At 62.9% G+C, this 25711-nt stretch carries 22 protein-coding genes; 5 read left to right on the forward strand and 17 right to left on the reverse strand.

The window, feature by feature from the left end; all coding sequences use genetic code 11:
• Positions 1-38 precede the first annotated feature (38 nt).
• The 8 genes from ACZ881_RS20450 to ACZ881_RS20485 form a co-directional block, all read right to left on the reverse strand.
• Positions 39-1022, reverse strand: a complete 984-nt coding sequence (locus ACZ881_RS20450; protein ID WP_364309440.1) for an aldo/keto reductase — start codon at positions 1020-1022, stop codon at positions 39-41.
• A 63-nt stretch (positions 1023-1085) separates the two neighbouring features.
• A complete protein-coding gene (locus ACZ881_RS20455; protein WP_091466748.1) occupies positions 1086-1304 on the reverse strand; it encodes a helix-hairpin-helix domain-containing protein in 219 nt (72 codons plus the stop codon).
• A gap of 30 nt (positions 1305-1334) precedes the next feature.
• Complete coding sequence (locus tag ACZ881_RS20460) at positions 1335-1895, reverse strand: hypothetical protein (RefSeq protein ID WP_476117787.1); 561 nt, start codon at positions 1893-1895, stop codon at positions 1335-1337.
• The gene (locus tag ACZ881_RS20465) at positions 1892-2461 is read right to left on the reverse strand and encodes a DUF402 domain-containing protein (RefSeq protein WP_420180787.1); all 570 of its coding nucleotides are present in this window, start codon (positions 2459-2461) and stop codon (positions 1892-1894) included. The genes ACZ881_RS20460 and ACZ881_RS20465 overlap by 4 nt, the downstream gene beginning before the upstream one ends.
• Complete coding sequence (gene dxs / locus ACZ881_RS20470; protein WP_091466742.1) at positions 2458-4431, reverse strand: 1-deoxy-D-xylulose-5-phosphate synthase; 1974 nt, start codon at positions 4429-4431, stop codon at positions 2458-2460. The genes ACZ881_RS20465 and dxs overlap by 4 nt, the downstream gene beginning before the upstream one ends.
• 188 nt (positions 4432-4619) lie before the next feature.
• Entirely contained in the window at positions 4620-7427 is a 2808-nt protein-coding gene (acnA, locus tag ACZ881_RS20475; protein WP_091466740.1) for an aconitate hydratase AcnA, read from the reverse strand.
• A 243-nt stretch (positions 7428-7670) separates the two neighbouring features.
• Entirely contained in the window at positions 7671-9038 is a 1368-nt protein-coding gene (locus ACZ881_RS20480) for a class I SAM-dependent RNA methyltransferase (RefSeq protein ID WP_476117788.1), read from the reverse strand.
• Positions 9038-11011: an APC family permease gene (locus ACZ881_RS20485; protein ID WP_091466736.1), complete on the reverse strand. Its 1974-nt coding sequence runs from the start codon at positions 11009-11011 to the stop codon at positions 9038-9040. Before ACZ881_RS20485 ends, ACZ881_RS20480 begins: the two co-directional genes overlap by 1 nt.
• Before the next feature lie 114 nt (positions 11012-11125).
• Here ACZ881_RS20485 and ACZ881_RS20490 point away from each other — a divergent pair, with 114 nt between their 5' ends.
• Both ACZ881_RS20490 and ACZ881_RS20495 read left to right on the forward strand, forming a co-directional pair.
• A complete protein-coding gene (locus ACZ881_RS20490) occupies positions 11126-11797 on the forward strand; it encodes a potassium channel family protein (RefSeq protein ID WP_091466734.1) in 672 nt (223 codons plus the stop codon).
• On the forward strand, positions 11797-12534 hold the full coding sequence (locus ACZ881_RS20495) for a potassium channel family protein (protein WP_017198904.1): 738 nt from the start codon (positions 11797-11799) through the stop codon (positions 12532-12534). Before ACZ881_RS20490 ends, ACZ881_RS20495 begins: the two co-directional genes overlap by 1 nt.
• Here the strand turns inward: ACZ881_RS20495 and ACZ881_RS20500 are convergent.
• The 4 genes from ACZ881_RS20500 to dut form a co-directional block, all read right to left on the reverse strand.
• Positions 12501-13328, reverse strand: coding sequence for a DUF3159 domain-containing protein (locus ACZ881_RS20500; RefSeq protein ID WP_476117789.1), 828 nt, complete (start codon positions 13326-13328; stop codon positions 12501-12503). The genes ACZ881_RS20495 and ACZ881_RS20500 overlap by 34 nt on opposite strands.
• Complete coding sequence (locus ACZ881_RS20505) at positions 13325-13582, reverse strand: hypothetical protein (protein ID WP_091467644.1); 258 nt, start codon at positions 13580-13582, stop codon at positions 13325-13327. Before ACZ881_RS20505 ends, ACZ881_RS20500 begins: the two co-directional genes overlap by 4 nt.
• A gap of 103 nt (positions 13583-13685) precedes the next feature.
• Complete coding sequence (locus tag ACZ881_RS20510) at positions 13686-14444, reverse strand: DUF3710 domain-containing protein (RefSeq protein WP_364309432.1); 759 nt, start codon at positions 14442-14444, stop codon at positions 13686-13688.
• Between the two features lie 118 nt (positions 14445-14562).
• A complete protein-coding gene (gene dut, locus ACZ881_RS20515; RefSeq protein WP_091466729.1) occupies positions 14563-15102 on the reverse strand; it encodes a dUTP diphosphatase in 540 nt (179 codons plus the stop codon).
• A gap of 86 nt (positions 15103-15188) precedes the next feature.
• Between dut and ACZ881_RS20520 the strand changes: the two genes are divergently transcribed.
• On the forward strand, positions 15189-15686 hold the full coding sequence (locus ACZ881_RS20520) for a DUF3093 domain-containing protein (protein ID WP_476117790.1): 498 nt from the start codon (positions 15189-15191) through the stop codon (positions 15684-15686).
• A 16-nt stretch (positions 15687-15702) separates the two neighbouring features.
• Here the strand turns inward: ACZ881_RS20520 and ACZ881_RS20525 are convergent, their stop codons facing one another.
• Complete coding sequence (locus tag ACZ881_RS20525; RefSeq protein WP_017198899.1) at positions 15703-16002, reverse strand: DUF4193 domain-containing protein; 300 nt, start codon at positions 16000-16002, stop codon at positions 15703-15705.
• Positions 16003-16304: 302 nt separating this feature from the next.
• On the opposite strand from ACZ881_RS20525, the gene sepH reads away from it, so the two are divergent.
• Entirely contained in the window at positions 16305-17642 is a 1338-nt protein-coding gene (sepH, locus tag ACZ881_RS20530; protein ID WP_476117791.1) for a septation protein SepH, read from the forward strand.
• On the opposite strand, the gene ACZ881_RS20535 is transcribed toward sepH, so the two are convergent.
• From ACZ881_RS20535 to ACZ881_RS20550, 4 genes are read right to left on the reverse strand one after another with little or no spacing between them, the layout of a single operon-like run.
• A complete protein-coding gene (locus ACZ881_RS20535) occupies positions 17639-18397 on the reverse strand; it encodes a thymidine kinase (protein ID WP_091466724.1) in 759 nt (252 codons plus the stop codon). The genes sepH and ACZ881_RS20535 overlap by 4 nt on opposite strands.
• The gene (locus ACZ881_RS20540) at positions 18390-19619 is read right to left on the reverse strand and encodes an alkaline phosphatase family protein (RefSeq protein ID WP_476117792.1); all 1230 of its coding nucleotides are present in this window, start codon (positions 19617-19619) and stop codon (positions 18390-18392) included. Before ACZ881_RS20540 ends, ACZ881_RS20535 begins: the two co-directional genes overlap by 8 nt.
• A complete protein-coding gene (locus tag ACZ881_RS20545) occupies positions 19616-20341 on the reverse strand; it encodes a DUF5998 family protein (RefSeq protein WP_017198895.1) in 726 nt (241 codons plus the stop codon). The genes ACZ881_RS20540 and ACZ881_RS20545 overlap by 4 nt, the downstream gene beginning before the upstream one ends.
• Positions 20342-20398: 57 nt before the next feature.
• Positions 20399-23086: a bifunctional acetate--CoA ligase family protein/GNAT family N-acetyltransferase gene (locus tag ACZ881_RS20550; protein ID WP_476117793.1), complete on the reverse strand. Its 2688-nt coding sequence runs from the start codon at positions 23084-23086 to the stop codon at positions 20399-20401.
• A 54-nt stretch (positions 23087-23140) separates the two neighbouring features.
• On the opposite strand from ACZ881_RS20550, the gene ACZ881_RS20555 reads away from it, so the two are divergent.
• Positions 23141-25657 (forward strand): DNA gyrase/topoisomerase IV subunit A, encoded by a 2517-nt coding sequence (locus ACZ881_RS20555; protein ID WP_476117794.1) that lies wholly within the window; start codon positions 23141-23143, stop codon positions 25655-25657.
• Positions 25658-25711: the final 54 nt, after the last annotated feature.

A 25711-nucleotide genomic window follows, 5' to 3' on the forward strand; every position in this document is an offset into this window, starting at 1 on the left:
AGAGGGACGCCTGTAAGTGGGTGGGATGTGAGAGAGGGTTAGAAGAGTGCCACCTTCGGCGCCCGCGGGAAGATCTCGTCCAATTCCTCGCGATCCTCCTGCGTGGGGACCCAGCACACGGCTTCGGCGTTCTCACGGATCTGCTCCGGACGGGTGGCACCCGCGATGACGCTGCTGACCCCGGGCTGCGCGGCCAACCAGGAGAAAGCCAACTGAAGCTCGCTGATGTCCCGTTCCTTGGCGAACTGGCCGAAGCGGCCAAGCTGCTCCCAGTCGGCGTCGTGTACGAGGTTGGTGCGGGTGTGGCTCAATCGTGAGCCTTCCGGGGCTTTCCCTGCGGAGTACTTTCCGGTGAGCAGCCCGTTGGCCAAGGGGAAGTACGGCAGGACACCCAAGGAGAAGGCCCCGGCTGCGGGAAGCACTTCGAGTTCGGCGCGCCGATCCAGGAGGTTGTAATGGTTCTGCGTCGAGATGAAGCGGACGCCACCTGATGGTGATTGTCGTGCTACATACTCAGCCTCGGCTATCTGCCAGCCGGCAAAGTTGGAATGGCCGATGTACCGCACCTTGCCGCTGGACACCAGGTCATCCAAGGCTGCCAGGGTCTCCTCGATGGGAGTCCGCGGATCCGGGGTGTGGAACTGGTAGAGGTCGATCCAGTCGGTGTCCAAGCGGCGGAGGGAAGCTTCGACGGCTTTGACAATGTATTGACGCGAACCCCGGGCGTCGAAGTCCCTGCCGTTGGCTCCGCGCATGTCCATACCGAACTTGGTTCCGATGACCACGTCATCACGGCGGCCTTTCAGCGCCTTGCCCAGCATGACCTCACTCAGGCCAGGCTCACGACCGTAAACATCGGCGACGTCGAAGAACGTTACCCCGGCATCAATCGCGGCGTGGACAACAGCGTCCGTGCCTTCCTGGGACTCAGTGGGAGTATTGGCGCGGCCCAGGTTGTTGCAGCCCAGCCCCACAGCTGAGACAGTCAGTCCGGAATGGCCAAGGCGTCGGTATTCAGTCATGAATTCAGCCTATACGGGGCGCGGGGACCAGTTAGTCACCCGAGGCAACAAAAGCACTCCAAGCTAACGGGCGCCGTAGGAGATCCCTGATTCCTCCATGGCATCCTCAAGCTGCGCTATGGCTACCGGGCCCATGCCGTGGAGCTTGGAAAGTTTCAGCTCGCCGAACTCGGCCAGCTGCTCCAGCGTCTCTATCCCTTCGTGGGCCAGGGCCCGTTTCGCCGGCGCAGCGAGACCTTTGGGCAGCGGCGTATGTCCGGGCCAGTTGCTCTTGGACGACATGGAGATCCCTCCTGATGCGTTGGGTGCTACTTAGAGAGTAAAGCCCACACCCTGCTTGGGCGAGTGCTTCACCCGGAATGCCGTGGGGTCGCTGTGTGGCGCTGCTGCGACCGTGAGCTTGGTGAAGTCCAGATCCTCACCGCGGACGCAGATCTTGATGGCGTTCACAGCCTTATTGACGTCCGGGCAGAGGCAGAAGATGTTCAGATGGCCGTTGCCGATTTCCGAACGGACCACCACGCCCAGCCCACGCCACGCCAGCTCACCGGTGAGGGCGGCTTTGGCTTTCCGCTCAAGATGCCGGTCACGTTCGGTGCCGTCCTTGGTTTTCAAGGCAATTTGGGCAACTACCCAGAACTGTTCGGACTCGGGAATCTCGGCGTAGCCGTCTTCCTCGCATTGCGCGGCAAAAGCGGCCATCAGGCCTTCCACGGCAGATTCGTCGTCAACGTTGGCTTCGTCGGTCTTGCTCTGGTGGCCCACTACACCGTGATTGACCACGAACTGCTGGTCTTCGTCGTCGTACCAGGCCTCCCGGAAGTGAAGCACTCCTTCGTCGTCGCGCTTGTACGCGCGGATGATGCCGCTCATGCTCGTCCTTTCCTGAACCACTCGGCGCTGGTGCTGGTGGCTCCATTGACGTCGAAAGGTGCTTTCATGGTGTCCACTGCCTCGAAGAGGGCTGCGCATTCTGCGCGCATTGCGTCCACCGTCTGTTGCGGATAGCCCATGGCCATCCGATGCTGCTCAAACTCGTCTTCATCGTCCACGAACACCCCGTGCCTGGTGGAACGGATAACGTCCAGATCCATGTCGATCATGTGGAACTCTGTCACACCCGGTTTGAGGGGGTTCCAAGCGTGGGCTGTGGCGAGGTCGACGTAGATCCTGAAGTCGCCCGGATAGCTGTCGTCATAGAACGTCGCAACAAACTCACCGGTCCGCGGGACCAGCAAGACAGCATCAGACGCCGTATAGAAAGCCGCGCCGGGGCGTGCGCAAAACTCCCCCGCTCCCTGAAATATCCACCAACCGTGAATGTCCTCACCAAGGTAGCGGCCAGGCACCACCCAGTGGGCTTTGCCGTCCCACTTCCTGTTCCTCGACACCACAAGGTCGCCGGGCTGCAATGCGCCCGGCACGCGCTCGTCCGTCACAGGGTTGGCAGGCTGCCGGTGGTGGGGTGTTCCTGGCCCGGGAGAGGCCTGGCAAACGGGACCTTCGTCCCCAAAACCTGCGCTACGACGTCGTGGGTTATTTTCTGGGCGGTGAGGCCCACGCGTTCCAGTACCTGGCTGCGGGAGCCGTGTACCAGGAATTCAACGGGCAAGCCCACCTCGTTCAGTGCGGTGTCTACACCGGCAGCCCGCATTTCCTGCCGTATACGCGAGCCCACGCCACCTGCCCGGACGCCGTCTTCGATGCAGATCACCAAGCGGTGACGGGCGGCAAGGGCGATGATCGATTTCCGGACAGGAAGGACCCACCGGGGATCCACCACAGTGGAGCTGATGCCCTGGGCACCCAAGCGGGTAGCAACATCGAGTGCGAGTTCGGACATGGCGCCGACGCTGACAATCAACACATCGTTCTCGGTGGAGCCCTCCGGGCGCCGCGCGAGAATGTCAACGCCGTCATGAAGCCTCTCGATAGCTTCAACCTCGGAACCGACGCTGCCCTTGGAGAACCGCACCACAGTGGGGGCATCGTTGATCGCCACCGCCTCACGCAGTTCTTCGCGGAGCCGGGTGGCATCGCGGGGAGCAGCCAGATGCAGCCCGGGCACGATCTGGACCATCGCCATATCCCACATCCCGTGATGGCTGGGTCCGTCCGGGCCCGTCACACCGGCACGGTCCAGGACTATAGTGACACCGGCTTTGTGCAGCGCGACATCCATGAGGAGCTGGTCAAAGGCGCGGTTCAAGAAGGTTGCGTAAACGGCCACCACCGGGTGGAGGCCACCGAACGCCATTCCTGCGGCGGACGTCAGCGCATGCTGCTCCGCAATGCCGACGTCGATCACCCGCTCCGGATGGCGCTCAGCGAACTTGTGCAATCCCACAGGGATGAGCATGGCGCCGGTGATGCCCACGATGTCGGGGCGCTCATCAGCAATATCCGCGATTTCTTCAGCGAATACCGAGGTCCAGGACCGCGCTCCAGGCATTTCGGTGGGCTCGCCCGTTTCAGGGTCGATGATTCCTACGGCGTGGAATTGGTCTGCTTCATTGGCGAGAGCGGGAGCATAGCCGTGGCCCTTTTCCGTCATGGCGTGCACAATGACGGGTCCGCCGTAAGCCTTGGCCGTGTTGAGGGCATGCTCCATGGCTTGGAGGTTATGCCCGTCAACCGGGCCGATGTACTTCATGCCAAGGTCCTCGAACATGCCCTGCGGGGCCCACCAGTCCTTGATGCCCTTCTTCATGGCATGCAGGCTCTTATAGGTGAACTGGCCAGCGGGGCCGCCGTCCTGGAGCTTCTTCTTCCACCAGTCCAGCATCCGCTCGTAGGCCGGGGTGGTGCGGAGGGAGTCGATGGTGGGACGCAGTGAGGCAAGGTAGTCAGCAAAACCGCCCACAGTGGGAGCATAGGAGCGTCCATTGTCGTTGACAACGATCACGACGCGACGCCGCTTATCCGCGGCAATGTTGTTGATGGCTTCCCATGCCATTCCACCGGTCAGCGCGCCATCGCCAACAACGGCGACGACGAACCTGTCGCCCTCGCCGGTCAACTGCCGGGCACGCGAAATGCCATCTGCCCAGGACAAGGAGGAGGACGCATGTGAACTTTCCACGATGTCGTGCTCGGACTCCGCGCGGTCCGGATAACCGGACAGGCCTCCTTGCTGGCGAAGCGTGGTGAAGTCCTGACGTCCTGTCAGCAGCTTGTGGACATAGGACTGGTGCCCGGTATCGAACACCACGCTGTCCCGCGGGGATTCGAAATTCCGGTGGACAGCGAGCGTGAGTTCAACAACGCCCAGGTTGGGACCAAGGTGTCCACCCGTTGCGGCTACGTTGGTGATCAGGAATTCCCTGATTTCGCCGGCCAGTTGTTCCAGCTCCGTGCCGGACAGTTTGGCCAGGTCCCGTGGATCCTTGACGGTTTCCAAAAGTCCCAACGGCCCTCCTTAGGGTGAATGACGTGCTTGTTAACTCTAGCGCGTGCCCGGGCCCACGCGTTGCGCTCTGGATCCGAGCCCCGGCATCGTTCTTCCTGGCAGGGCCCCGGGACGCCAACAGCCCCGGCTGGTCAGGCGACCAGCCGGGGCTGTCCGGCTTCTGGATCAGCTGGAAACCAGCCGGTCCGTTATGCCGAGATCTGGCGCAGAACGTACTGCAGGATGCCGCCGTTGCGGTAGTAGTCCGCTTCACCCGGTGTATCGATGCGCAGAACGGCATCGAAGGACTTGGCGGTACCGTCTTCAGCCGTGGCCGTTACCTTGAGCGTCTTCGGCGTGGTGCCGTTGTTGAGCTCGGTGACGCCTTCCACCGCGAAGGTCTCCGTACCCGTCAGCCCCAGCGTTGCTGCGGACTCTCCGGCAGGGTACTGCAACGGAAGGACGCCCATGCCAATGAGGTTGGAGCGGTGGATGCGCTCGTAGCTTTCAGCGACGACGGCCTTGACGCCCAGGAGCGCGGTGCCCTTGGCCGCCCAGTCACGGGACGAACCAGAACCGTATTCCTTGCCTGCCAGGACAACCAGGGGCGTCCCCGCTGCCTGGTAGTTCTGGGCTGCATCGTAGACGTAGGCCTGGGGCGCACCTTCCTGGCTGAAGTCGCGGGTGAAGCCACCCTCGACGTTGTCCAGGAGCTGGTTCTTGATGCGGATGTTGGCAAACGTACCGCGGATCATGACTTCGTGGTTGCCACGGCGTGAACCGTAGGAGTTGAAATCCTTGCGCTCCACACCGTTGGCCAGGAGGTACTGGCCCGCCGGGGTGTCCGACTTGAAGGAACCGGCCGGGGAGATGTGGTCCGTGGTGACGGAATCGCCGAGCTTCAAGAGCACGCGGGCGCCCGAGATGTCCTTGACGGGATCCGGCTGGGCCTTCATGCCCTCGAAGTATGGGGGCTTCCGCACGTACGTGGAATCTTCGGCCCACGCGAAGGTGTCACCGGCAGGGGTGTCGAGTGCCTTCCAGCGCTCGTCGCCGTCGAAGACGCCCTCGTAACCCTTGGCGAACATAGCCTCGTCGATGGAGGAGTCGATGACTTCCTGCACCTCGATGGGGTTCGGCCAGATGTCCTTCAGGAAGACTTCGTTGCCTTCGGAGTCGGTGCCCAGGGCATCGGTATCGAAGTCGAAGTCCATGGTGCCGGCCAGTGCGTAGGCGATGACCAGTGGCGGCGAGGCCAGGTAGTTCATCTTCACGTCCGGGTTGATGCGGCCTTCGAAGTTGCGGTTACCCGACAGGACAGCGGTGACGGAGAGGTCGTTGGCCTGGATGGCCTCGGAGATTTCCGGCTCCAGCGGTCCGGAGTTACCGATGCAGGTGGCGCAGCCGTAACCCACGATGTAGAAGCCAAGCTTCTCCAGGTACGGGGTCAGACCGGACTTTTCGTAGTAGTCCGTGACGACCTTCGAACCCGGGGCAACAGAGGTCTTGACCCACGGCTTGGAGGTCAGGCCCTTGTCCACGGCGTTGCGTGCAAGGAGGGCCGCAGCCAGCATGACGGACGGGTTGGACGTGTTGGTGCAGGACGTGATCGAAGCGATCGACACTGCTCCGTGGTCCAGCTCGAACTCGCGGCCGTCGGCAGTGGTGACCTTGACCGGCGAAGAGGGGCGGCCATGCGCACCGTTGGCGGCGGATGCAACGCGTGCCGTCTCCGTGGTGTGCGAATCAGCATGTGTGAAGGACGGAGAATCGGAAGCCGGGAACGACTCATCCAGGGCCTCGTCCACGCTGCCGTCTTCGATGGCGACGTAGTTGTGGATGTCCTTGCGGAACTGTTCCTTGGCATCCGTGAGCTCAATGCGGTCCTGGGGACGCTTGGGGCCTGAGATGGAGGGAACAACGGTGGACAGGTCCAGTTCGAGGAACTCGGAGAACCGCAGTTCGCGGGAGGGATCGTGCCAGAGGCCCTGTTCCTTGCTGTATGCCTCCACGAGGGCGACATTTGCTTCGGAGCGGCCGGTCAGGCGCAAGTAGTCCAGGGTGACGTCGTCGATCGGGAACATGGCAGCCGTGGAACCGAACTCCGGGCTCATGTTGCCGATGGTTGCACGGTTGGCCAGCGGCACAGCGGCGACGCCCTCACCGTAGAACTCAACGAACTTGCCAACAACACCGTGCTTGCGCAGCATTTCGGTGATGGTCAGCACCACGTCAGTCGCGGTAGCGCCTGCGGGGATGCTGCCCTTGAGCTTGAATCCGACAACGCGGGGAATCAGCATGGAGACGGGCTGGCCGAGCATTGCAGCTTCGGCTTCGATACCGCCAACGCCCCAACCCAGGATGCCCAGGCCGTTGACCATGGTGGTGTGCGAGTCGGTGCCAACACAAGTGTCGGGGTAGGCGCGGACAACACCGTCTACCTCGCGGGTCATGACCGTGCGTGCCAGGTACTCGATGTTGACCTGGTGTACGATGCCGGTTCCCGGGGGAACAACCTTGAAGTCATCGAATGCGGTCTGGCCCCAGCGAAGGAACTGGTAGCGCTCACCGTTGCGCTGGTATTCGATCTCCATGTTGCGCTCCAGTGCGCCGGAGTTTCCGAAGGCATCGATCTGGACGGAGTGGTCGATGACCATTTCCGCAGGCGCCAACGGGTTGACGCGCTTGGGGTCACCGCCGAGCTCCTTGACGGCTTCACGCATGGTAGCCAGGTCCACGACGCAGGGAACGCCGGTGAAGTCCTGCATGATGACGCGGGCGGGGGTGAACTGGATTTCCGTGTCGGGCTCCGCATTGGGATCCCAACCGGCCAGGGCGCGGACATGGTCAGCCGTAATATTGGCGCCATCCTCAGTCCGCAGGAGGTTTTCAAGCAATACCTTAAGGCTGAACGGAAGGCTGTCTGCGCCCTCTACGGAGTTCAACCGGAAAATTTCATAGTCGGTGCCGGCTACATTCAGTACGCCTTTGGAACCGAAGCTGTCCACAGTGCTCATGGCAGGACTCCTCTCGCAACAGTTTCATCTTTGTCGCGTGGTTGGCCGCTAGCCAGTTAGGCGCACCTTACTTAGCCGGGCGGCATCTCTCGTGGTCACCCCGGTCCGCGGCGTTGAATACTGCGGACCGGGGCTACTACAGCCATCGTAGTGGCATACTCCGGCGTTGCGTCACTGATCAGGCATCGCGACGGAAACAGGCCGTTCCTCCTTCTGCACCATGGCAGTCGGGCGGTCCGTCGGCTAAGCGGCGGGGACGATCAGCCCTACCGTTTCCAAATGATGGGTGTTCGGGTACAAATCGAAGGCGCGCAGCGACTCGAGTCGCCAACCACCTTGATGGAAGTAACCCAGATCACGTGCGAAGGATGCCGGATCACACGACACATAGGCGATTGCGCGGGGCCCGGTGGCCATCAGTTGCTTGACCACAGCCTTGCCGGCTCCGGCGCGGGGTGGATCCAGCACCAGCGAGTCGAAGCTGCGGGAGCGTTGGTGCAGGACCCGCTCAACACGTCCCTGAACGATTTCCACCTGGGCTTCACCGTGCAGGTTTTTGCGGGCGTCGCGGCTGGTGCCCGGAGCGCCCTCCACGGAAAGTACCGAACCGGTCACTCCGACGGCGTCCGCCAGAGGTGCCGTAAACAGGCCCGCACCGGCGTAGAGGTCGGCAACTGCGGCGCCGGGCTGCAAGTACCCGCCGTGGGAAAGATAGCCCGTTACAGCGTCCACCAGCGTGTCCGGGGCGTCCTTGTGGATCTGCCAAAAACCCTCACCGGTCACACGGTATTCATGCCCTGCCGCACTCTCCTGCACCCAGGTTCTCCCCCGCAGCTGCAGGACCTCGCCCTTGCTGGGATCGAAGCTCGCGACCGAGACGTCGTGCGGCAACTGCGACAGGATGCTGTGCAATCTCTTGGGGCTCGTGGATTCTTCCGGAGCCAGCAGGATCAGGGGCCGCGAACCGTTGGCGGGCACCGCGACCTCCACGCGGGCAATACCGGACAAGTCAAGGTCCCACAGCTTCAGCTCGTTGACTCCTGCAAGCGCCAACGGCATCTCCTTGATGGGAAGCACAACGTCGGAACGGTGCGCATGCATCCCCAACCGACCCTTGGGGGTCACCGCGAAGCTGGCGCGCGTACGCCAGCCGAGTCCGCCGTCGTGATTGTCTCCCACAGCTTCCACCTCTGTGGCCAGGTCCAAACCGGCAAGCCGCTTGAGCTGTTCGGCAAGCACCTCGGCTTTCAGGGCCCGTTGGCGCTGCAGGGAAATGTGTCCGAGCTCGGCGCCGCCCACCGGCGGAGCCCCGCGGCTCCATGAGCCCAGCGAATCGGCCTGCTTCCAGAAGTGCGGAACGCGGTCAGGTGAGGCCTCCAGGACCTCGACGACGTCGGCACGCCAGAAGCGCGACGAGTCGCCGGAGTCAGTCAACCGGATACGGACCTTCTCCCCCGGGATCGCATGCCGGACGAAGATGACGCGCCCTTCGTGCCTGGCGACGAAGTGCCCTCCATGGGCTATGGGGCCGACATCGACCACCAGTTCAGTGGGGGCTGCGCCCTGGCATCCGGTGCGTTGGGGTTGGGGGGTATTGCTGTGGGAAGTCATTAAGTATCCTGCAGTGCCTTTGCTTCTTCGGAGGACTTCAGCTGCCAAGGAACACTGGCAACCATGACTCCGGATTCGAAATGGAGCCTTGTCTTTATTCTGAGTGCTGTTTGGTTGTGGACGAGTTGTTCCCACCATTTACCCACCACATATTCGGGGATGTACACCACGATCAGGTCCCGCGGTGAGTCGCGGCGCACGTTCTTGATGTAGTCCATGATGGGGGTTACGGTTTCGCGGTACGGGCTGGCCAGTACGGTCAAGGGGACGGGAATTTCAAGCTTTTCCCAATCCCGGACAGTTTGCTCGGTCTCTTCCGTGTTGATGTCCACCGTCACTGCATCCAGGCGCGATGGCCGGGACGCCCGGGCATAAGCCAGCGCACGAAGCACCGGTTTGCGGACGTGCGAGACAAGAAGTACCGCGTGCACCCGCGTGGGAAGTGCCCGCGGTGACGAATCCTCGTCCACGGCCAATTCCTTGGCCACATTGTCATAGTGGGCGCGGATGCTCCACATGATGAGGAAGAGGACAAACATGGCCAGCAACGCTATCCAGGCGCCCTGCTCAAATTTGGTGATGAGGACGATGACGAGGACCAGCGCCGTCATGCCAAAACCCACCATGTTGATAGTGCGCGACTTGAAGATCCGGCGACGGACAGCTTTATCCCTGGCCAGTTTCAGCTCTCGCCCCCAGTGCCGGACCATGCCGAGCTGGCTGGCCGTGAAAGAGATGAAGACGCCCACAATGTACAGCTGGATCAACTTGGTGACATCTGCGTTGAACGCGAGAATCAGGACCAGCGCCCCGGCTGCCAACGCAAGGACGCCGTTGCTGAACGCAAGCCTGTCACCGCGAGTGCGGAGCTGGCGTGGAAGGTAGCCGTCCTGGGCAAGGATCGAGCCCAGCACGGGGAAACCGTTGAAAGCTGTGTTGGAAGCGAACACCAGGATGATGCCGGTGGCCGCAACCACGATATAGAAAAGGATGGAGCCGGAACCGAAAATGGTGTCTGCTATCTGGCTGATGGCAGGGGTCTGGATGTAGTCCTCCGGAAGCGGCTTGCCGTCCACCAGGAATTCCCGGGCCGGATCGAGGACGATGTGGACCTTTGTAGCGTTAGCCAGATAAATGATGCCCGCAAGCATGGCCGAGGCAATAACGCCCAGAAGCAGCAGCGTGGTGGCGGCGTTCTTGCTCTTCGGCTTCTTGAAATTCGGCACCCCGTTGCTGATGGCTTCGACGCCGGTCAGCGCCGCCGCCCCCGATGAAAAGGCACGCAGAAGCAGGAAGGCCCCGGCCAGCCCCACCAGGCCCTCATCGAATCCGGGCTCAGGAACGATGGTGAAGTTGGCGGAAGGCGCCTCCCCCAAGGTGCCGGTGGCAGCCTGGAAGATGCCCACCGCGGTCATTCCAAGGATGGACGCCATGAAGATGTACGTAGGGACAGCGAAGAGCGTCCCGGCTTCCTTGACCCCGCGAAGATTGACCAGGGCCAGGATGATCACGCCAATAGTGGCGATCATTGCCTGCTGGCCATGCAGCGCCGGGATGGCGGTAGTCAGGTATGTAGCTGCCGAAGACATGGACACTGCAACAGTGAGGACGTAGTCCACCAGCAGCGCAGAAGCGACCGTGAGACCGGCGTACTTGCCGAGGTTGACGTTGGCAATCTCGTAGTCGCCGCCGCCGGAGGGATAGGCGTGCACGTTCTGGCGGTAGGAAGCCACTACTGTGAGCAAAACCACCATGACGGCGAGGCCCACCAGCGGGGAGAACGCCACTGCGCTCACGCCCGCAAGGGCAAGCGTCAGGAGGATTTCATCCGGGGCGTATGCCACCGAGGACAAAGCGTCCGAGGCGAAGACGGGCAAAGCGATGCGTTTGGGCAATAAGGTGTGGGACAGGCGGTCATTCCGGACTGGCCGGCCCACCAGCACCCGCTTCGCGGCATTCAAAATTGTCAGCACTCCGCAAAGCTACTCTGAATCCACAGGGATGTCATGACGGTTGTCGCCGGCTTACCCGCGCTGCACCGGTAAAGTCATACCGAGCGGGATGGACAACACACATAAGGAGACACGGTGGCTCACTTCGTGATCATGGGTTGCGGCCGTGTTGGCGCAACCCTGGCACACACTTTGGAGGATGCAGGCCACTCAGTGGCCATCATCGACCAGGACGAGCGGGCCTTCCGCCGGCTCCGCAACACCTTCACGGGTCGCAAAGTCACCGGGGTCGGCTTCGACCGGGACACCCTGAAGCAAGCAGGAGTGGAAGAGGCCTACGCCTTCGCCGCCGTTTCCAGCGGCGACAACTCCAACATCCTCGCCACACGCGTAGCCCGCGAAACGTTCCATGTTGCCCATGTGGTGGCACGCATCTATGATCCCGGCCGCGCCGAAATCTACCAGCGGCTCGGCATCCCCACCGTCGCAGCCGTCCGCTGGAGTGCCGATCAGGTCCTGCGCCGAATACTCCCCGAGCAGCACCTCGCCGGTGACTATCGCGAGCCCTCAGGCCGCCTGGTACTGGCCGAAGTGGATCTGCACGAGGATTGGATCGGACACAGCATGGAGTCCATCGAGTCCGCCGCCGGAATCCGTATCGCGTACCTCACCAGGTTTGGTGAAGGCCTGTTGCCGCAAGCCGGCACCGCCTACCAGGAGGGCGATACCGTCCACGCGATGGTGAGCCTGGACAGAACCTCCGAGATCAGCCGGATTCTCGCCAAAGCACCCGCCAAGGAGTCTTAGTGAAAGTTGTCATTGTTGGCGCAGGCAGCGTCGGCTCGTCCATCGCGCGTGAATTGCTCGCCCACAAACACGAGATTCTCCTCATTGACCTGAAGCCCGAAGTCATCGGGCGCAGCGGGCTTCGAGGTGCCCGCTGGCTGGTGGGCGACGCCTGCGAACTCAGCACCCTGCAGGACGCCAAGCTCGAGGATGCCGACGTCGTGGTTTCTGCCACAGGTGACGACAAAGTGAATCTGGTGGTATCCCTGCTTGCCAAAACCGAATTCGGCGTGGGGCGGACCGTGGGGCGCGTCAACAACCCCAAGAACGACTGGATGTTCAATGACTCCTGGGGCGTAGACGTGGCCGTCAACACCCCGCAGCTCATGACGGCCCTCGTGGAAGAGGCTGTTGAGATTGGCGACATCGTGCGCCTGTTGACCCTGCAGACAGGGGTGGCCTCAATCGTTGAGTTCACTGTTCCGCATGATTCCCACGTCATTGGCAGCACGGTAGGCGGCATCGACTGGCCGGAAGATGCGACGTTGGTGGCAATCCTGCGCGACCACGCCCCCATCACGCCTACGCGTGATGACGTCCTGGATGGCGGCGACGAACTCTTCTTCGTCACCACCATCGCGGCCGAGGACGGCCTGAGGGCGCTGTTGTCACCCGGTTCCGACGACGGCCGGGAACCCCGTGACGATGCTGCCGAGGCAGCCGATCAATCAGCTGAGGACGACGGTTTCGACGGCTGAGGTGCCGGCTCGCCAACAGCAGGCTTAGTGACAAGCCACGCCACCCAGAGGCCCAGGATGTACAGCGGAGCTCCCATCAACAACCTGGTGGTTGCCAACGCCGTCAGTCCTGGCTCTCCCATGAAGTACAACGGCACCTGAACCACCAGGCGGAGGGCAAGCACCGCCACTACGATCCACGTACCCAGGCTGTAGGCGCGGAGCCTTTCGGGGTCCTTTCGCCACTCAAGTCCCTCGTTGCGCACGAAACCGAACAAAAGCCCCGCAACCGGCCACTTGAGCACGATGGAAAGCACCATGCCCGCGATATAAGCGATGTTGGTGAAGAATCCGAGGACGTAGAAGTCCTCTGCCTTACCTGTGGTGTTGGCCAGCCAAGCGGAAATGCCCACGCCCACTACGCCTGCCAGCGCCTGCGTCAAAGGACGCCGCTGGATCAGGCGCACCACGGTGAACACGGCGGCGGTAGCCAGCGCTGCGATGAGGGACAGTGTGAGATCGCGGGTAATGGTGAAGGCGACCAGGAAGACAAGTCCGGGGAGGATGCTCTCGGCGATACCCTGGACCCCGCCCGCTGACTTCAGCATGTCCACGTGCCCCGCACTGTTCCGGTGCAGACCGGCTTTTTCGGCATAACCCGCAGCGAGTTCAGACACACTCGGTGAGTCAGCACCGGGGCTGGCAGCACCTGGCTTGGCCGCCCCTGGGTTGGCCTCTCCGGGCAGCGAAACTTCGTCCTGCGGGGGCGTCGGGCGCCCTGTGTCCTTCGGTTCTGATCCGTTGGCCACGGTCATAGGTGCTCCTGACGGGAGAGTATTTCGTATCGGGGATTGAACATGGCCGGAAGGCCATCAACCTGGGTCACCATGCCGTTCAAGCGAAGTTCCACACCGGCTTCAATGCCGGGGACCCGCGTCCTGCCCAGCCAGATCACGCGGAGACGGTCATAGGGCTTTTTTCCCCCGGAAGCGCGCTGGTCTCCCTGCCTGAGGGTATCCACCACCACAGCAGAGAAGAACGGCTGTTCGCTGGGCGGCTGATGAGTCACGGATTCGATGAAACCGGTACAAACGGCCCTGCCCCGCGCAGGAAGATCCCGAACTCCCTGCTCAGGGGGCCTCTGACCGGATGTTCCGCTGTGCCCGGAGGAATCAACCAATCTGGGTAATCTCCGGCCCTCGCTCCGGCTGCTGCATTGCGGGCTCTTCCGGGGGAACGGCGCCTTGGGGAGCGCCGGCCTGGCCCGGTACCGCAGCATCCTTGGGCAGGCGCAGCTGCAGCAATTCGCGGGGAGGCATCGGATTATCGCCACGGACCACCACGACCTTGCGGAACAGATCTTCCAGACCTGCTGCGGCATCGCGTTCCAAGGCAGCCTGCCCGCCAAGGACACCACGGAGGAACCATCGTGGCCCGTCCACGCCCATGAAGCGGGCAGCACGGAAGCCACGGCTGCCGTCAGTAGCTTCAGCAGGCAGTTTGGCTACCAGTTCCGTGCCGAAAGCTCCGGAAACCTCTTCGGTTTCTCCGCCTTGGCTCGCTACAGACTGATTAATCTGTTCACGGATCTCGTCCCAAAGGCCTTCGGAACGCGGTGCCGCAAAAGCCTGGAGCTGCAAGCTGGAGCCGTTGAGGTCCATGGTCACAGCGACCACGCGTTGGGTGGCTTCTTCCACCTCAAGCCGCAACTGGAGACCTTCGGCCGGTGCGATCAGCAGTGCACCGAGGTCAACGTAGCCATCGCGGCTTTCGATCTCGTCTATGTCCAAGGGACCTTTGCCGAGCCGGAAGTCACCGGGTGTGCCGGACCCGCCTGATACGGAGTCTTGTGCCTCGGCACCCGACTCATCGACGGTGCCGGCGGTTTCCGACCGCTCGTCCTTGGACTTCTTGCCGCGCCCAAAAAGCATTGGGTTTTCTCCTTAGTAGTGGTCTATCCCCAAGTAAACCGCAACCACGTTAAACCGCGCTAAACCGCGCCAATGCGTCAGGCGTTGGTCTGCGGCACACGCCGGGTCCAGTAGTTTCTTAGGCCTTCGGTGCGTTGAAGCCGCCCGTGGACCCGAAGCCGCCGGTTCCCCGAACGGAATCGGACAGTTGGTCAACAGATACGAACCGCGCGTACTCGACGCGCTGAATCACCATTTGTGCAATTCTATCGCCGCGTTTGAGGTCAATCGCATTTTTTTGGTCGGTGTTCAGGAGCGTGACCGCGATCTCGCCGCGGTAACCGGCGTCCACAGTGCCAGGAGCATTGACCACCGTGAGGCCATGCTTGGTTGCCAGTCCGGACCGGGGATGGATCAGGGCCACGAATCCGTCCGGCAGCGCTATGGACACACCGGTTGGAACCAGTTTTCTTTCGCCGGGGGCAAGGTGCACGTCCTCGCGGGCACGGAGATCGGCACCCGCATCGCCAGGGTGCGCGTAGGACGGTGCTTCCAACCCGGCGTCGAGCATTTTCAGCTGCACCTCCAAAGTGGGGGCGCCGTACGCTGCCGTGCTTTCGCCATTATCCGCGACTGCGGAGGTTGCCTCTGTACTGAATACTGCGGTCTCGTTGCTCACAGTGATTCATTCTACGGGGACCTTCCGGTACAAGGCCCGGTCGGTCCGGGGCGAAGCCCGTTGCCGATGCCCGATAAGCTGGACCCATGCCTACGCCTGACCAGTCTTCCCCTGTGCCTGCCCGGAACACCCCTTCGGCCTCAGAGGTCCTGTACACCGAGAAGCTGTGGCCGTCCGTTTGGATCTGGGTTGTGGTTGTGGGCCTCTCCGGCGCAGGGGTCCTGATGTTTGGTCCCATCAGCGCGGCAGCCGGCATCACCGCCGCCTTGGTGCTGCTGGCCATCATGACCATCATGTTGGTGCTCTCTACGCCAACCATCACGGTCACCGCTGACGCCGTCAGGGTGGGTCGTGCGAGCATCGACCGGAAGTACGTAGGTTCCGTCCAGGCGTTCAAAAAAGGCGAAGCCACCGCTGAGCGGGGTCCACGCCTGAATGGACTCGCCTACATGTGCTTCCGCGGCTGGATCGATCCGGTCGTCAAGATTGAAATCACGGACCCTGCAGACCGGACCCCCTACTGGCTGGCATCCACGCGCCGGCCCGATGAGCTCGTTTCGGCACTCACCACGCCACGGGTCTGACACCGGGACGCTGCGCCTAGCTTTCGCACTCGGTGCAGTACTGGTGCCCGTCCCGTTCAGCGGCTATCTGGGACCTGTGCTTCACCAGGAAACAGTTGAAACACGTAAATTCGTCAGGCTGGGGTGGCATGACCTGAATGAGTAGCTCTTCACCGGAAAGATCCGCGCCCGGCAACTCGAAGCCATCGGCAAGGTCGGTCTCATCGACGTCCACCGCGGAGGACTGCTTCCCCGACTGGCGCGTCTTGAGCTCTTCCAGCGAATCCTCGCTGACGTCTTCCTCGGTCTTTCGAGGGGCATCGTAGTCCGTGGCCATGGTCCTTCTTCGTCCTCCGTACCTTTTCCGGGATGGAAACCCGGCCGCAGGAACTTCCCTGTCGCCGGCTTATGGGTGCAAACGCCGGACGCCCCGGATTTGTGCCCGATCTCGGCCAGATTGTCCTCCCGCAGGTCCGAAAAGTCCATAGATGCACTTTTGCAGTGGAATCGGTTGAAAAGCCTTCCGGAATGAACCGGGTTTCAGCGGAATATCACGGCACGCCCTTTGCCCTAGTAGGAAAAGCCCCCCGCGAGTGGCAGAGTTTCGAATGTCAGTTATGCCATGTGGTGGAGGGTGTTATGCAGGATCTACGACTGGTAGGCGTCCACGACGACGGCGGGCATCTGCTCTTGAGCGGCCCCGGTGGTGCGATGTTCCAGCTTCCGATCGACGAGGCCTTGAGGGCCGCGGCGAGCCGTACCCCTGCCCAGGTGGCCGCTCGCGCCTCCAACACGCCGATTTCCATGTCGCCCCGCGATATTCAGGCCCGGATCCGCAGCGGAGCCACGGCCATGGAAGTTGCAGAGCTTTCCGGCCTCCCCCTTGCCAACGTCCAACGTTACGAAGGGCCTGTGCTTGCAGAGCGTGAGTACGTAGTGCGACAGGCCCGAAACATCGAAGTTGCCGCCCCTGCTCCCGGGCATGACATCTACCGCTCCGCTTTCGGCGACAACCCGGCCACACTTGGCGAGATGGTTGATTACCGGCTTTCAGCGCACGGTATCGATTCCTCCTCCGTGGATTGGGATTCCTGGCGCCGCCCGGATGGTACCTGGACCGTCGTCGCTCGCTTCGAAGCTGTCCCCGGCGCTCACGGAAGCATTGGCGAAGAACCGCCTGCCATGTGGACCTTCAGTCCCCAGCGCAAGTCGCTGCAGAATGCCAACCGTTGGGCCCAGCAGCTCAGCGAACTTGAGCCGATGGACGGCCCGGTCCCGGCCCGGCGGCTTGCTGCCGTCTCGGACAGGCCGTTCGATTTCGAGAACGACGCCGAAACGGCAGCACGCGCGTCCGCGAAAGAATCCGACAGCCTGCTGGAAATGCTCCGTTCGCGGCGCGGACAGCGCCTTGGCGTGGATGAAGACGGCGACGACGCCTTGGCAGTCCTCTTGAGCAACGTTCCCGCAGCACACCCGCGACCCGGTGAGGAAATAGACGAGGCCGAGGCACCTGGTGTTACGGATGTCGAGCCGGTGGCTCCTGCTGCGGAAGAGCCCACACGTAAAGACGGGCGTCCTTCGATGATGTCCAGGCTAAGCCTCGCTCCGCGGCACTTCGAGTCGCCCGACGACGGCGACGACTCACTGAAGCTCCACAACGGAGTCAGCACAGACACGCGTGAAATAACGGTGGTAGCCAGCCCGCTTCGACCTGTGACTTCACTGGCAGGACGCAAGCCTGCAGGACTTGACGAACTCCTCGGCGGCAGCGGTAACCCGCAACCCCGCGCAGAAGACGAAGCCGACCGTGCGCAATCTTCCCAGGACGCCCATCAGGACGAAATGCCTGCAGAGGACCAGAAAGACGCTGACGTGCGTAAGGATGTGGATGCCCCTGCGGAACGCCAGCCGTCCCGCCCCAAGCGGTCCAGCATCCCGAGCTGGGACGAGATAGTTTTTGGGGCCCGCGGCGACTAGCCGCGCCTAAGGGCCCCTGCACCGGGCCAGAGGCACGCATCGACGTCGAACGGCAGCGGCTGGTCTGCGCCGGCCATCAGGTTGGCGCCATGAGCCGTGACACGCCTCATGTAGTGCCGGCGGCACAACGTCTCGTAGCCCACTGCGTCAGCAGGACCTGCTTCTGCGGGCGGACTCCCAGCGGATGCACCCTCCGCGGGCCCGGCTTCGTCGCCGCTGTTTTGCGGGGCAACGTCGCCCACCATCACCTGGTCGCCCTCCACCACCATGATGCCGTTTACGGTGCGGGCGTTCTGCGTTGCCCGGCGGCCGCACCAGCACAAGGCTTCGACCTGCAGGACCTGCACTTTGTCGGCGAGTTCGATGAGCCGCTGCGAGCCAGGGAACAGTCTGGTCCGGAAGTCGGAAGTGATGCCGAACGCAAAGACGTCCACCTCCATCTCATCCACAACCCGCGCCAATTGCTCCACTTGGGTGGGCGAGTAGAACTGGGCCTCATCACAAATGAGGTAGTCCACCCGCAGTCCGTTGGTTCGCCGGGCCACCACTTCGTCCCAGAAATCGGTGTCGCCCACAACCTCCACGGCGTCGGTTTGCAGGCCCAGCCTGCTGGAGATCCTTGAATCACCTGCGCGGTCGTTGCAGCTGAACCGAACACCTCCGCGACCGCGTGCACGGTGGTTATGGTCCATTTGGAGGGCCAGGGTGGACTTGCCACAGTCCATGGTGCCTGAGAAGAAGACCAGCTCAGCCACGTTTGCCCTTCTTGCCGGCAGCGGCGAAGCACAGCAGTGGTACTTCGCGTTCGGCCTTGGTCAGTGAACCGTGCTGCCCTACAACCTCCAGGGCTGCCGGGCGGGCCCTCCGCGTGTCATAGAGGGCCAACGTGTCACGTGCTGCAATCATGACGTCGCCAATGCGCGGAGCCACCTCAGGGCGAACTGTGCCGAACAGCCCTGCATCCACGGCTTGCTCCCGCGTAAAGGCCCAGATCCTTTCACCAAAGCGGTGACGCCATGCCTCAATCAGGGATTCCCGGTGGGCCGGAGTGGCATCCGGTTCAAGATAGAGGTGGACCATGCGCGGCTCCCCGGCAGTGTGGCGGACTCCTGCTACCAGCTTTTCATCAGCGGAGTAGTCGATTCTCTGGGATTCCGGGACGTCCAACATGCCGTGATCGCCGGTCACCAGAATGGTGGTGCCGGCGGGCAGCGTGGCAGACAGCCTCTTGACCGTAGAGTCGAGCTCTTCGAGTTGGTGCTCCCAACGATCCGACTGGCAGCCGTAGCGGTGGCCTGCTTTGTCCAACTCGTTGGCGTAGAAGTACATCAGGGAACGTCCACCACCGGACATAGCCTCAGCGGCGGCGGCGGTGCGGGCATGCAGCGTGGTGCCGCCGACGAAGCGGCTTCCCCGGAGGGCAGCCTGTGTCATCGGGGAATTTCCGAACTGAGGCAGGCTGACGGTCACGACGTCCAGCTCTCCGGCAAGCCGCTCAAAGACCGTCGGGTGAGGCTGCCACTGTGCAGGGTCCACTTGGGAATCCCAATTGCCCAGGAGGTTCACTACTTTGTCCTGATCGGGATCGAGGACGTCATAGCCCACCATTCCGTGCTGGCCGGCCGGCAAACCGGTGCCGAGGCTCGCGAGGGATGCCGCAGTGGTGCTGGGGAAGGCGGCGTCTAACCACGTGGGAACGTTGCGTTGTCCCCCGGCCATGACTGTCCGGAGGAAAGGCGTGTGGGAGGACTTCTGCTTCAAGAGGGTACGGCCAAGGCCGTCGGCAAGGACCACGCAGACACGCTGCGCTGGCGGCAGCTGCAGGTGGTTGGTGAAGCCCGGCATGCCCAGGGATGCGGCAGCGCTGGTCAGGACTTCTGCTATGGACTTGCTTCCGAAAAGCGGGGGCGATGGGAGGTCAGTGGCCGGGTTGGTCCCCGAAGACGTGCTCACCGGGTTCTGTGCGGTTTCCCTCAACGCTGGTGTCCGCGGCTGAGGCGGTTGCTGAAGACGCCCGAACGCGGCCTCGGTGCAGGGATGCTGGCGTGTTGGGCCGGGGAAGGATTGCCCGTGTTGACCGCACGCAGCGCACGGGCAAAAATCTTGGCGTCCTGGACCGCCTGGAGTCCGTCCGCCTCAGCGCTGATCCGCAGGACGATATCTTCCTGGGCGATGGTTCCGCTGTAGCCATGATCGGCCTCGCACTGGGGATCCCCGCAGCTCGCCGGCCCCATGTCCAGGCGCTGCCCGCCGGACCACGCGATGGACAAGGTCATCTCCCGGACAGGATCGGACGGCTTGTAGTCCTGGGGTTGCGAATACATGTAGCTGAGGACCACCGAGCGGATCTGGGCCACGGGTACAGACTCAGTGGAGACTTGGGCAACGATCTGCTCTCCGGCCTCATCCAGCTGCTGGTCATCAACGTGCGTGATCACCAGCATGTCCTCCGTGAGCACCAGCACAGTGATGTGCCTGCGGACCTCGGCACGGTCGAAATGGGTCTCCAAGTGGACCAGGTGGGAGAGGCACTCCCTGCCATCCAGGGCGTCGTCGACGACGTCGGCCACCAGCCGTGGGTAGAAACCTGCCTGCTGCAGTGCCTGGTCCAGGCTCTGTCCCTGCGAGCTGTGATGATGGGAGGTGTGGTGCCCGGCGTTGGACGGACGGGATTGAGGCGTCGGAGACTGGGTGCTCATTCCCCCATTTTCACAGATCGCTTGGTGACTACCTAACCGCGAGGTCCAGTCCTGTGGCTAACCCCGCATCGCGCGCCGGGCACTGTCCGTGCGCTGTGCCGCATTGCCGATCCATACATCCGCGCCAAGGATGGTGGCACCCGAGGGCCCCGCCAGGACGGGGTTGAATTCCACCAACGCGATTCCTGGATGGTCATCTTTTAGCTTGGCGAGCCGGGCAGCAATGTCCTCAAGAGCTTCCACATCCACGGCGGGCAGGCCTTGGTAGCCGAACAGTTTTCGGGACGCCCGTGGCGAGCGGATGACATCGTGCAGGTCCGCAGCTGATAGCGGCGGGACCCGATGCGCCCAGTCGTCCAGCAGGTTCACGGCATCCCCGGCCAAGCCGAACGACAGGACCGGCCCCAGCAAGGGGTCCTCCATGGCACGGAAGGTGCAGGCCTGCCCCACCGGCGCCATGGCCTGCACCTCAAGCGAGGGCGATCCATAAGGTTCCAAAGCACGGCGCATTTGGGCGATGTTTTGACGAAGGGATTCGGCGTCCTGAATATCCAGCCGAACGCCTCCGAGGTCCAGCCGGTGCCGCAATGCGGGATCCGTGGTCTTGAGGACCACGGGCCATCCCACAGTCTCCGCGGCCTGCACCGCCTCGTCAGGGGTACCAAATCCGAAAGTCGGCACCACATCAATCCCGTAGCCCGACAGCAGTGCGGCGGCTGCACCGGCGTCGAGCTTCCTGATCTTTTCGCCCGTGACGCCGGCCAGCATCGCGTTCAGCGTTTCCCTGGTGCCGTCGACATCGCAGCCGTCGGGCTCCACGAAAAGCCCTTGGTCACGGTCGCGCCACTGCGCGTAACGGACGATCGCCGCCAGGGCCGCCACGGCGGCACCGGCATTGGAGTAGCACGGCAGCACAGGCTTGCCCGCTCCGCCCACCATGCCCTCGACTTGCACGGAGGGATCCAGGATTCCGGTGAAGGCCGCCACCACAGGCTTTCCAGCCTCGGCAGCGCATTCGGCCAGGACGCCCGCGAGTGATTCCACGGTAAGCCCGCGGGCCGGGAGGAGGGCCGCCACAACGGCGTGCACGGAGTCGTCCGCGAGGCTTTCCTGCAGACTTGCCCGAAGTGCAGGAAGCGCCAATGACATACCGGCGTCCAGATCAATGTCCGTCACAAGGCGGCCCACATCCAACCCGAGGGGTCCGGCACTGTCGGCCACCACTTTGGCCAGCGCGACGGAATTTGAGTAGACGGCTACGCCCGGTCCTTTGGGCAGCTCCTGGGAGGACGCGATCTGGGCAATGTCCATGAGTTGTTCGATGGTCTCAACCCGGATCACGCCTGCCTGCCGCATCATCGCGTCCACTGCCGCGGATGGCGCCTGGGTGGTGCGAACCTCGTGCCCGGGCGGCAGGCTGAGGCCGGTGACATCGGACTTGGCAACGATCACGGGTTTGTTGCGGGACAATCTGCGCGCCAAGCGGGAGAACTTGCGGGGGTTGCCGATGGACTCAAGGTAGAGGCCCACGGCGGAGGTATCGGCGTCGTCCTCCCAGTACTGCATGACGTCGTTGCCGGAAACGTCGGCGCGGTTTCCTGCGGAGAGGAACGATGACAACCCGAGCCGGCGGCGGCTGGCGGCTGCATACACCGCAACACCCACGGCAGCCGATTGGCTGAACAAGCCCAAGCTGCCCCGCGGGGGCATCGCGGGGGCCATCGAAGCGTTCAAGGAGACCGCCGGGTGCGTATTCAGGATTCCGAGGGATTCCGGGCCAATGACGCGCATTCCGTTCGCCCTGGCCCGCCGCACCAACTCGTGCTGGCGGGCGAGTCCCCGCTCGCCGTCGTCGGCAAATCCGGCGGTGGCCACCACGATGCCTTTGACGCCTGCAGCGGCACAGTCGTCCACTACCTTGGGCACTTCCTCGTAGGGAACAGCGACGATGGCCAGCTGCACCGGCCCCGGGATCTCGGACAAGTTTCCGAACGAGATCATCCCGGCGAGTTCGAATGCCTCCGGGTTGACGGCGTAGACCGGACCTTTGAAGCCGCCTTCAATAATGTGCTCCAGGAGCTGGTAGCCCACCGTCCCCCACTTGCGGCTGGCACCGATGACAGCCACCGACGACGGCGACAACAGGTCCCGCACGCTGCGCGCCTCCGCGCGGTGCTCGCGGGACTCCATGACGGCCCGCGATTTCTCCGTGGGATCGATGTTGAATTCAACGCTCACAACGCCGTCGTCGAATTGTCGTTTGACGTCGTAGCCGGCGTCGGCAAAGACCATCAGCATCTTCCGGTTGTCCGGCAGGACCTCGGCCGTGAAGCGGCGGATGCCGTTTTCCCGGGCGGCAACCGCCAAATGCTCCAAGAGGATGGAGCCGATTCCACGTCCCTGGTGTGCATCGGAAATGTTGAAGGCAACCTCGGCCTCGGTGGGATCTTCAAGCCTGTCGTAGCGGCCAATCCCCATGATTTCGCCGCCGATGGTGATGACGAACGCCACGCGGTTGATGTGGTCCACTTCCGTGAAGCGCCGAACCTCCTTGCCGGAGAGCTTTGGCTTGAAAGAGAAGAACCTCATGTAGATGGAGGCCTGCGACTGACCCGCATGGAACGCCTGCAAAGCATCGGCATCTTCGGGTCGTATTGGCCGAAGGTGGGCTGTCCCGCCGTCGCGCAGCACGACATCAGCTTCCCAATATTCCGGATAAATGCCGACGCCGGGCTGATCCACCATAGGCTTAGCCTAGCTAAAACATCCGCAGTACATCTTTAAGGATCCACCGACCCCATGGCCCGCAGCCAAAAATCCGCACGCACAGCCGAGCCCCTCGGCGATTTCACCGAGAACATCGTCGACATCGACGTTACGTCCGAGATGGAAGGCTCCTTCCTGGAGTACGCCTACTCGGTGATTTACTCGCGTGCCCTCCCGGACGCCCGCGACGGACTGAAGCCCGTTCAACGGCGCATCCTGTACATGATGTCCGACATGGGCCTCCGCCCGGATCGAGGACACGTCAAGAGCGCCCGCGTGGTGGGCGAAGTCATGGGTAGGCTCCACCCGCACGGCGACACCGCCATATACGACGCCATGGTGCGCATGGCGCAGGATTTTTCCCTGCGCCTGCCCCTCATCGATGGTCACGGCAACTTCGGATCGCTCGACGACGGCCCGGCAGCACCGCGTTACACAGAGGCACGCTTGGCGGCCGCCGCGTTGACCATGACGGACCACCTGGACGAAGACGTGGTGGACTTTGTCCCCAACTACGACAACCAGCTGACGCAGCCGGATGTGCTCCCCGCCGCTTTCCCCAACCTGCTGGTCAACGGCACCACGGGCATCGCTGTTGGTATGGCCACGAATATGCCTCCGCACAACCTGGTGGAGGTCATCGCCGCTGCTCGTCACCTGATCGCCAACCCCGGTGCCACGTTGGACGAGATCATGCGGTTCATCCCGGGGCCCGACCTCCCCACAGGTGGCCGCATCGTGGGATTGGACGGAATCCGTGACGCTTACGCCACGGGGCGTGGATCCTTCAAGACCCGCGCCAAGGTTGAAGTGGAACAGCTGTCCGCCCGCCGCACCGGCCTGGTGGTCACTGAGCTCCCCTACATGGTGGGCCCGGAAAAGGTCATCGAGAAGATCAAGGATGCCGTCAACTCCAAGAAGCTGACCGGCATCAGCGACGTCGTTGACCTCACGGACCGCAATCACGGCCTCCGCCTGGTCATCGAGTTGAAGAACGGCTTCAATCCCAACGCCGTCCTCCAGCAGCTGTACCGCTACTCGCCCATGGAAGATTCCTTCGGCATCAACAACGTCACCCTGGTGGACGGCCAGCCGCAGACGCTGGGCCTCCTGCAGCTGCTGCAGGTGTACGTTGAACACCGCCTCAACGTGGTGCGCCGCCGCACGTCCTTCCGCCTGGGCAAGAAGAAGGACCGCCTCCACTTGGTGGAGGGCTTGTTGATCGCGATTGTGGACATCGACGAAGTCATCCAGATCATCCGTTCTTCGGACGAGGCTTCGGCCGCGCGTGAACGCCTCATGTCCATCTACGACCTCACAGAAATCCAGGCCAACTACATCCTGGAACTGCGCCTGAGGCAGTTGACCAAGTACTCCCGCCTTGAGCTGGAGAAGGAACAGGACGAACTCCGCCGCGAGATCGAGGCCCTGGAGGCCATCCTGGCTTCGGATGAACTGCTCCGCGATCTTGTCTCCGGTGAGTTGGCAGTGGTCGCCGAAAAGTACGGCACCTCCCGCCGCACGGTCCTCTTGGAATCAGAAGCCGTCTCCCCCACGGTGGCTGCGGCCTTGGCAGCGTCAGTACCCGGGCCGAAGGGCAAAGCCGCAGCGCTACCCTTGGAAATTCCGGACGACCCCTGCTGGGCCCTGCTGAGTGTCTCCGGACAGATCGCCCGGACGTCCAACCAGGAACCGCTGGCCGAATCGGGCCCCCGGACCAAGCACGATGTCTTCCGCTCAGTGGTCAAGACCACCGCCAGGGGAGAAATCGGTGCGGTCACATCCCAAGGCCGCATGCTGCGGCTCCAAGTGATGGACATGCCCGTGCTGCCTCCGGTCTCCGGTCTCCCCAACTTGGCCGGCGGCGTCCCCGCCAAGGACTTCATCACTTTGCTCAAGGGTGAAACCTTGGTTGCCTTCGTCCCCCTGGACTCCGTCCTCGCCATCGGTACGGTCCAGGGCGTGGTCAAGCGTGTTCAACCGGACTACCCGCTGAACCGTGAAGACTGGGAGATCATCGCCCTGAAGGACAAGGACTCGGTGCTCGCGGTGGAACCGGCGCAGGAGGACAACGTCGACCTTGTCTTCGTGACACGGCAGGCCCAATTGCTTCGATTCAGTGCCTCCAATGTCCGCCCCCAAGGACGTACGGCCGGTGGCATGGCCGGCATCAAGCTTGCGGCCGGCGACGAAGTGATCCACTTCGGTACCGTTCGCGCGGACGACCCTGCCGCCGTCGTGGTGACCATTGCCGGAACGAACGGCGCCTTGCCGGGGACGGCACCGGGAACTGCGAAGGTGACCGCTTTCGAGGAGTATCCCGTGAAGGGCCGGGCCACCGGCGGGGTGCGGGTCCACCGTTTCCTCAAGGGCGAGGACACACTGCTCCTGGCTTGGGCAGGTCATGGTCCGGCGAAGGCTTCCTCGACGGCGGGCGTCGCAAGGGCACTTCCCCACGAACATGGCCGCAGGGATGGATCCGGCGTTCCGTTGTCCCAGCCCGTGGAAGCCATCGGTCCGAGCATGGCATGGGCTGACGCCGCGGAATAACGCGGAATAATCACGGGGTACCCGAACTGCACGGCAAAGGCCGGGGGTTACAGA

The organism is Paenarthrobacter sp. TE3676 (genome assembly GCF_056279165.1).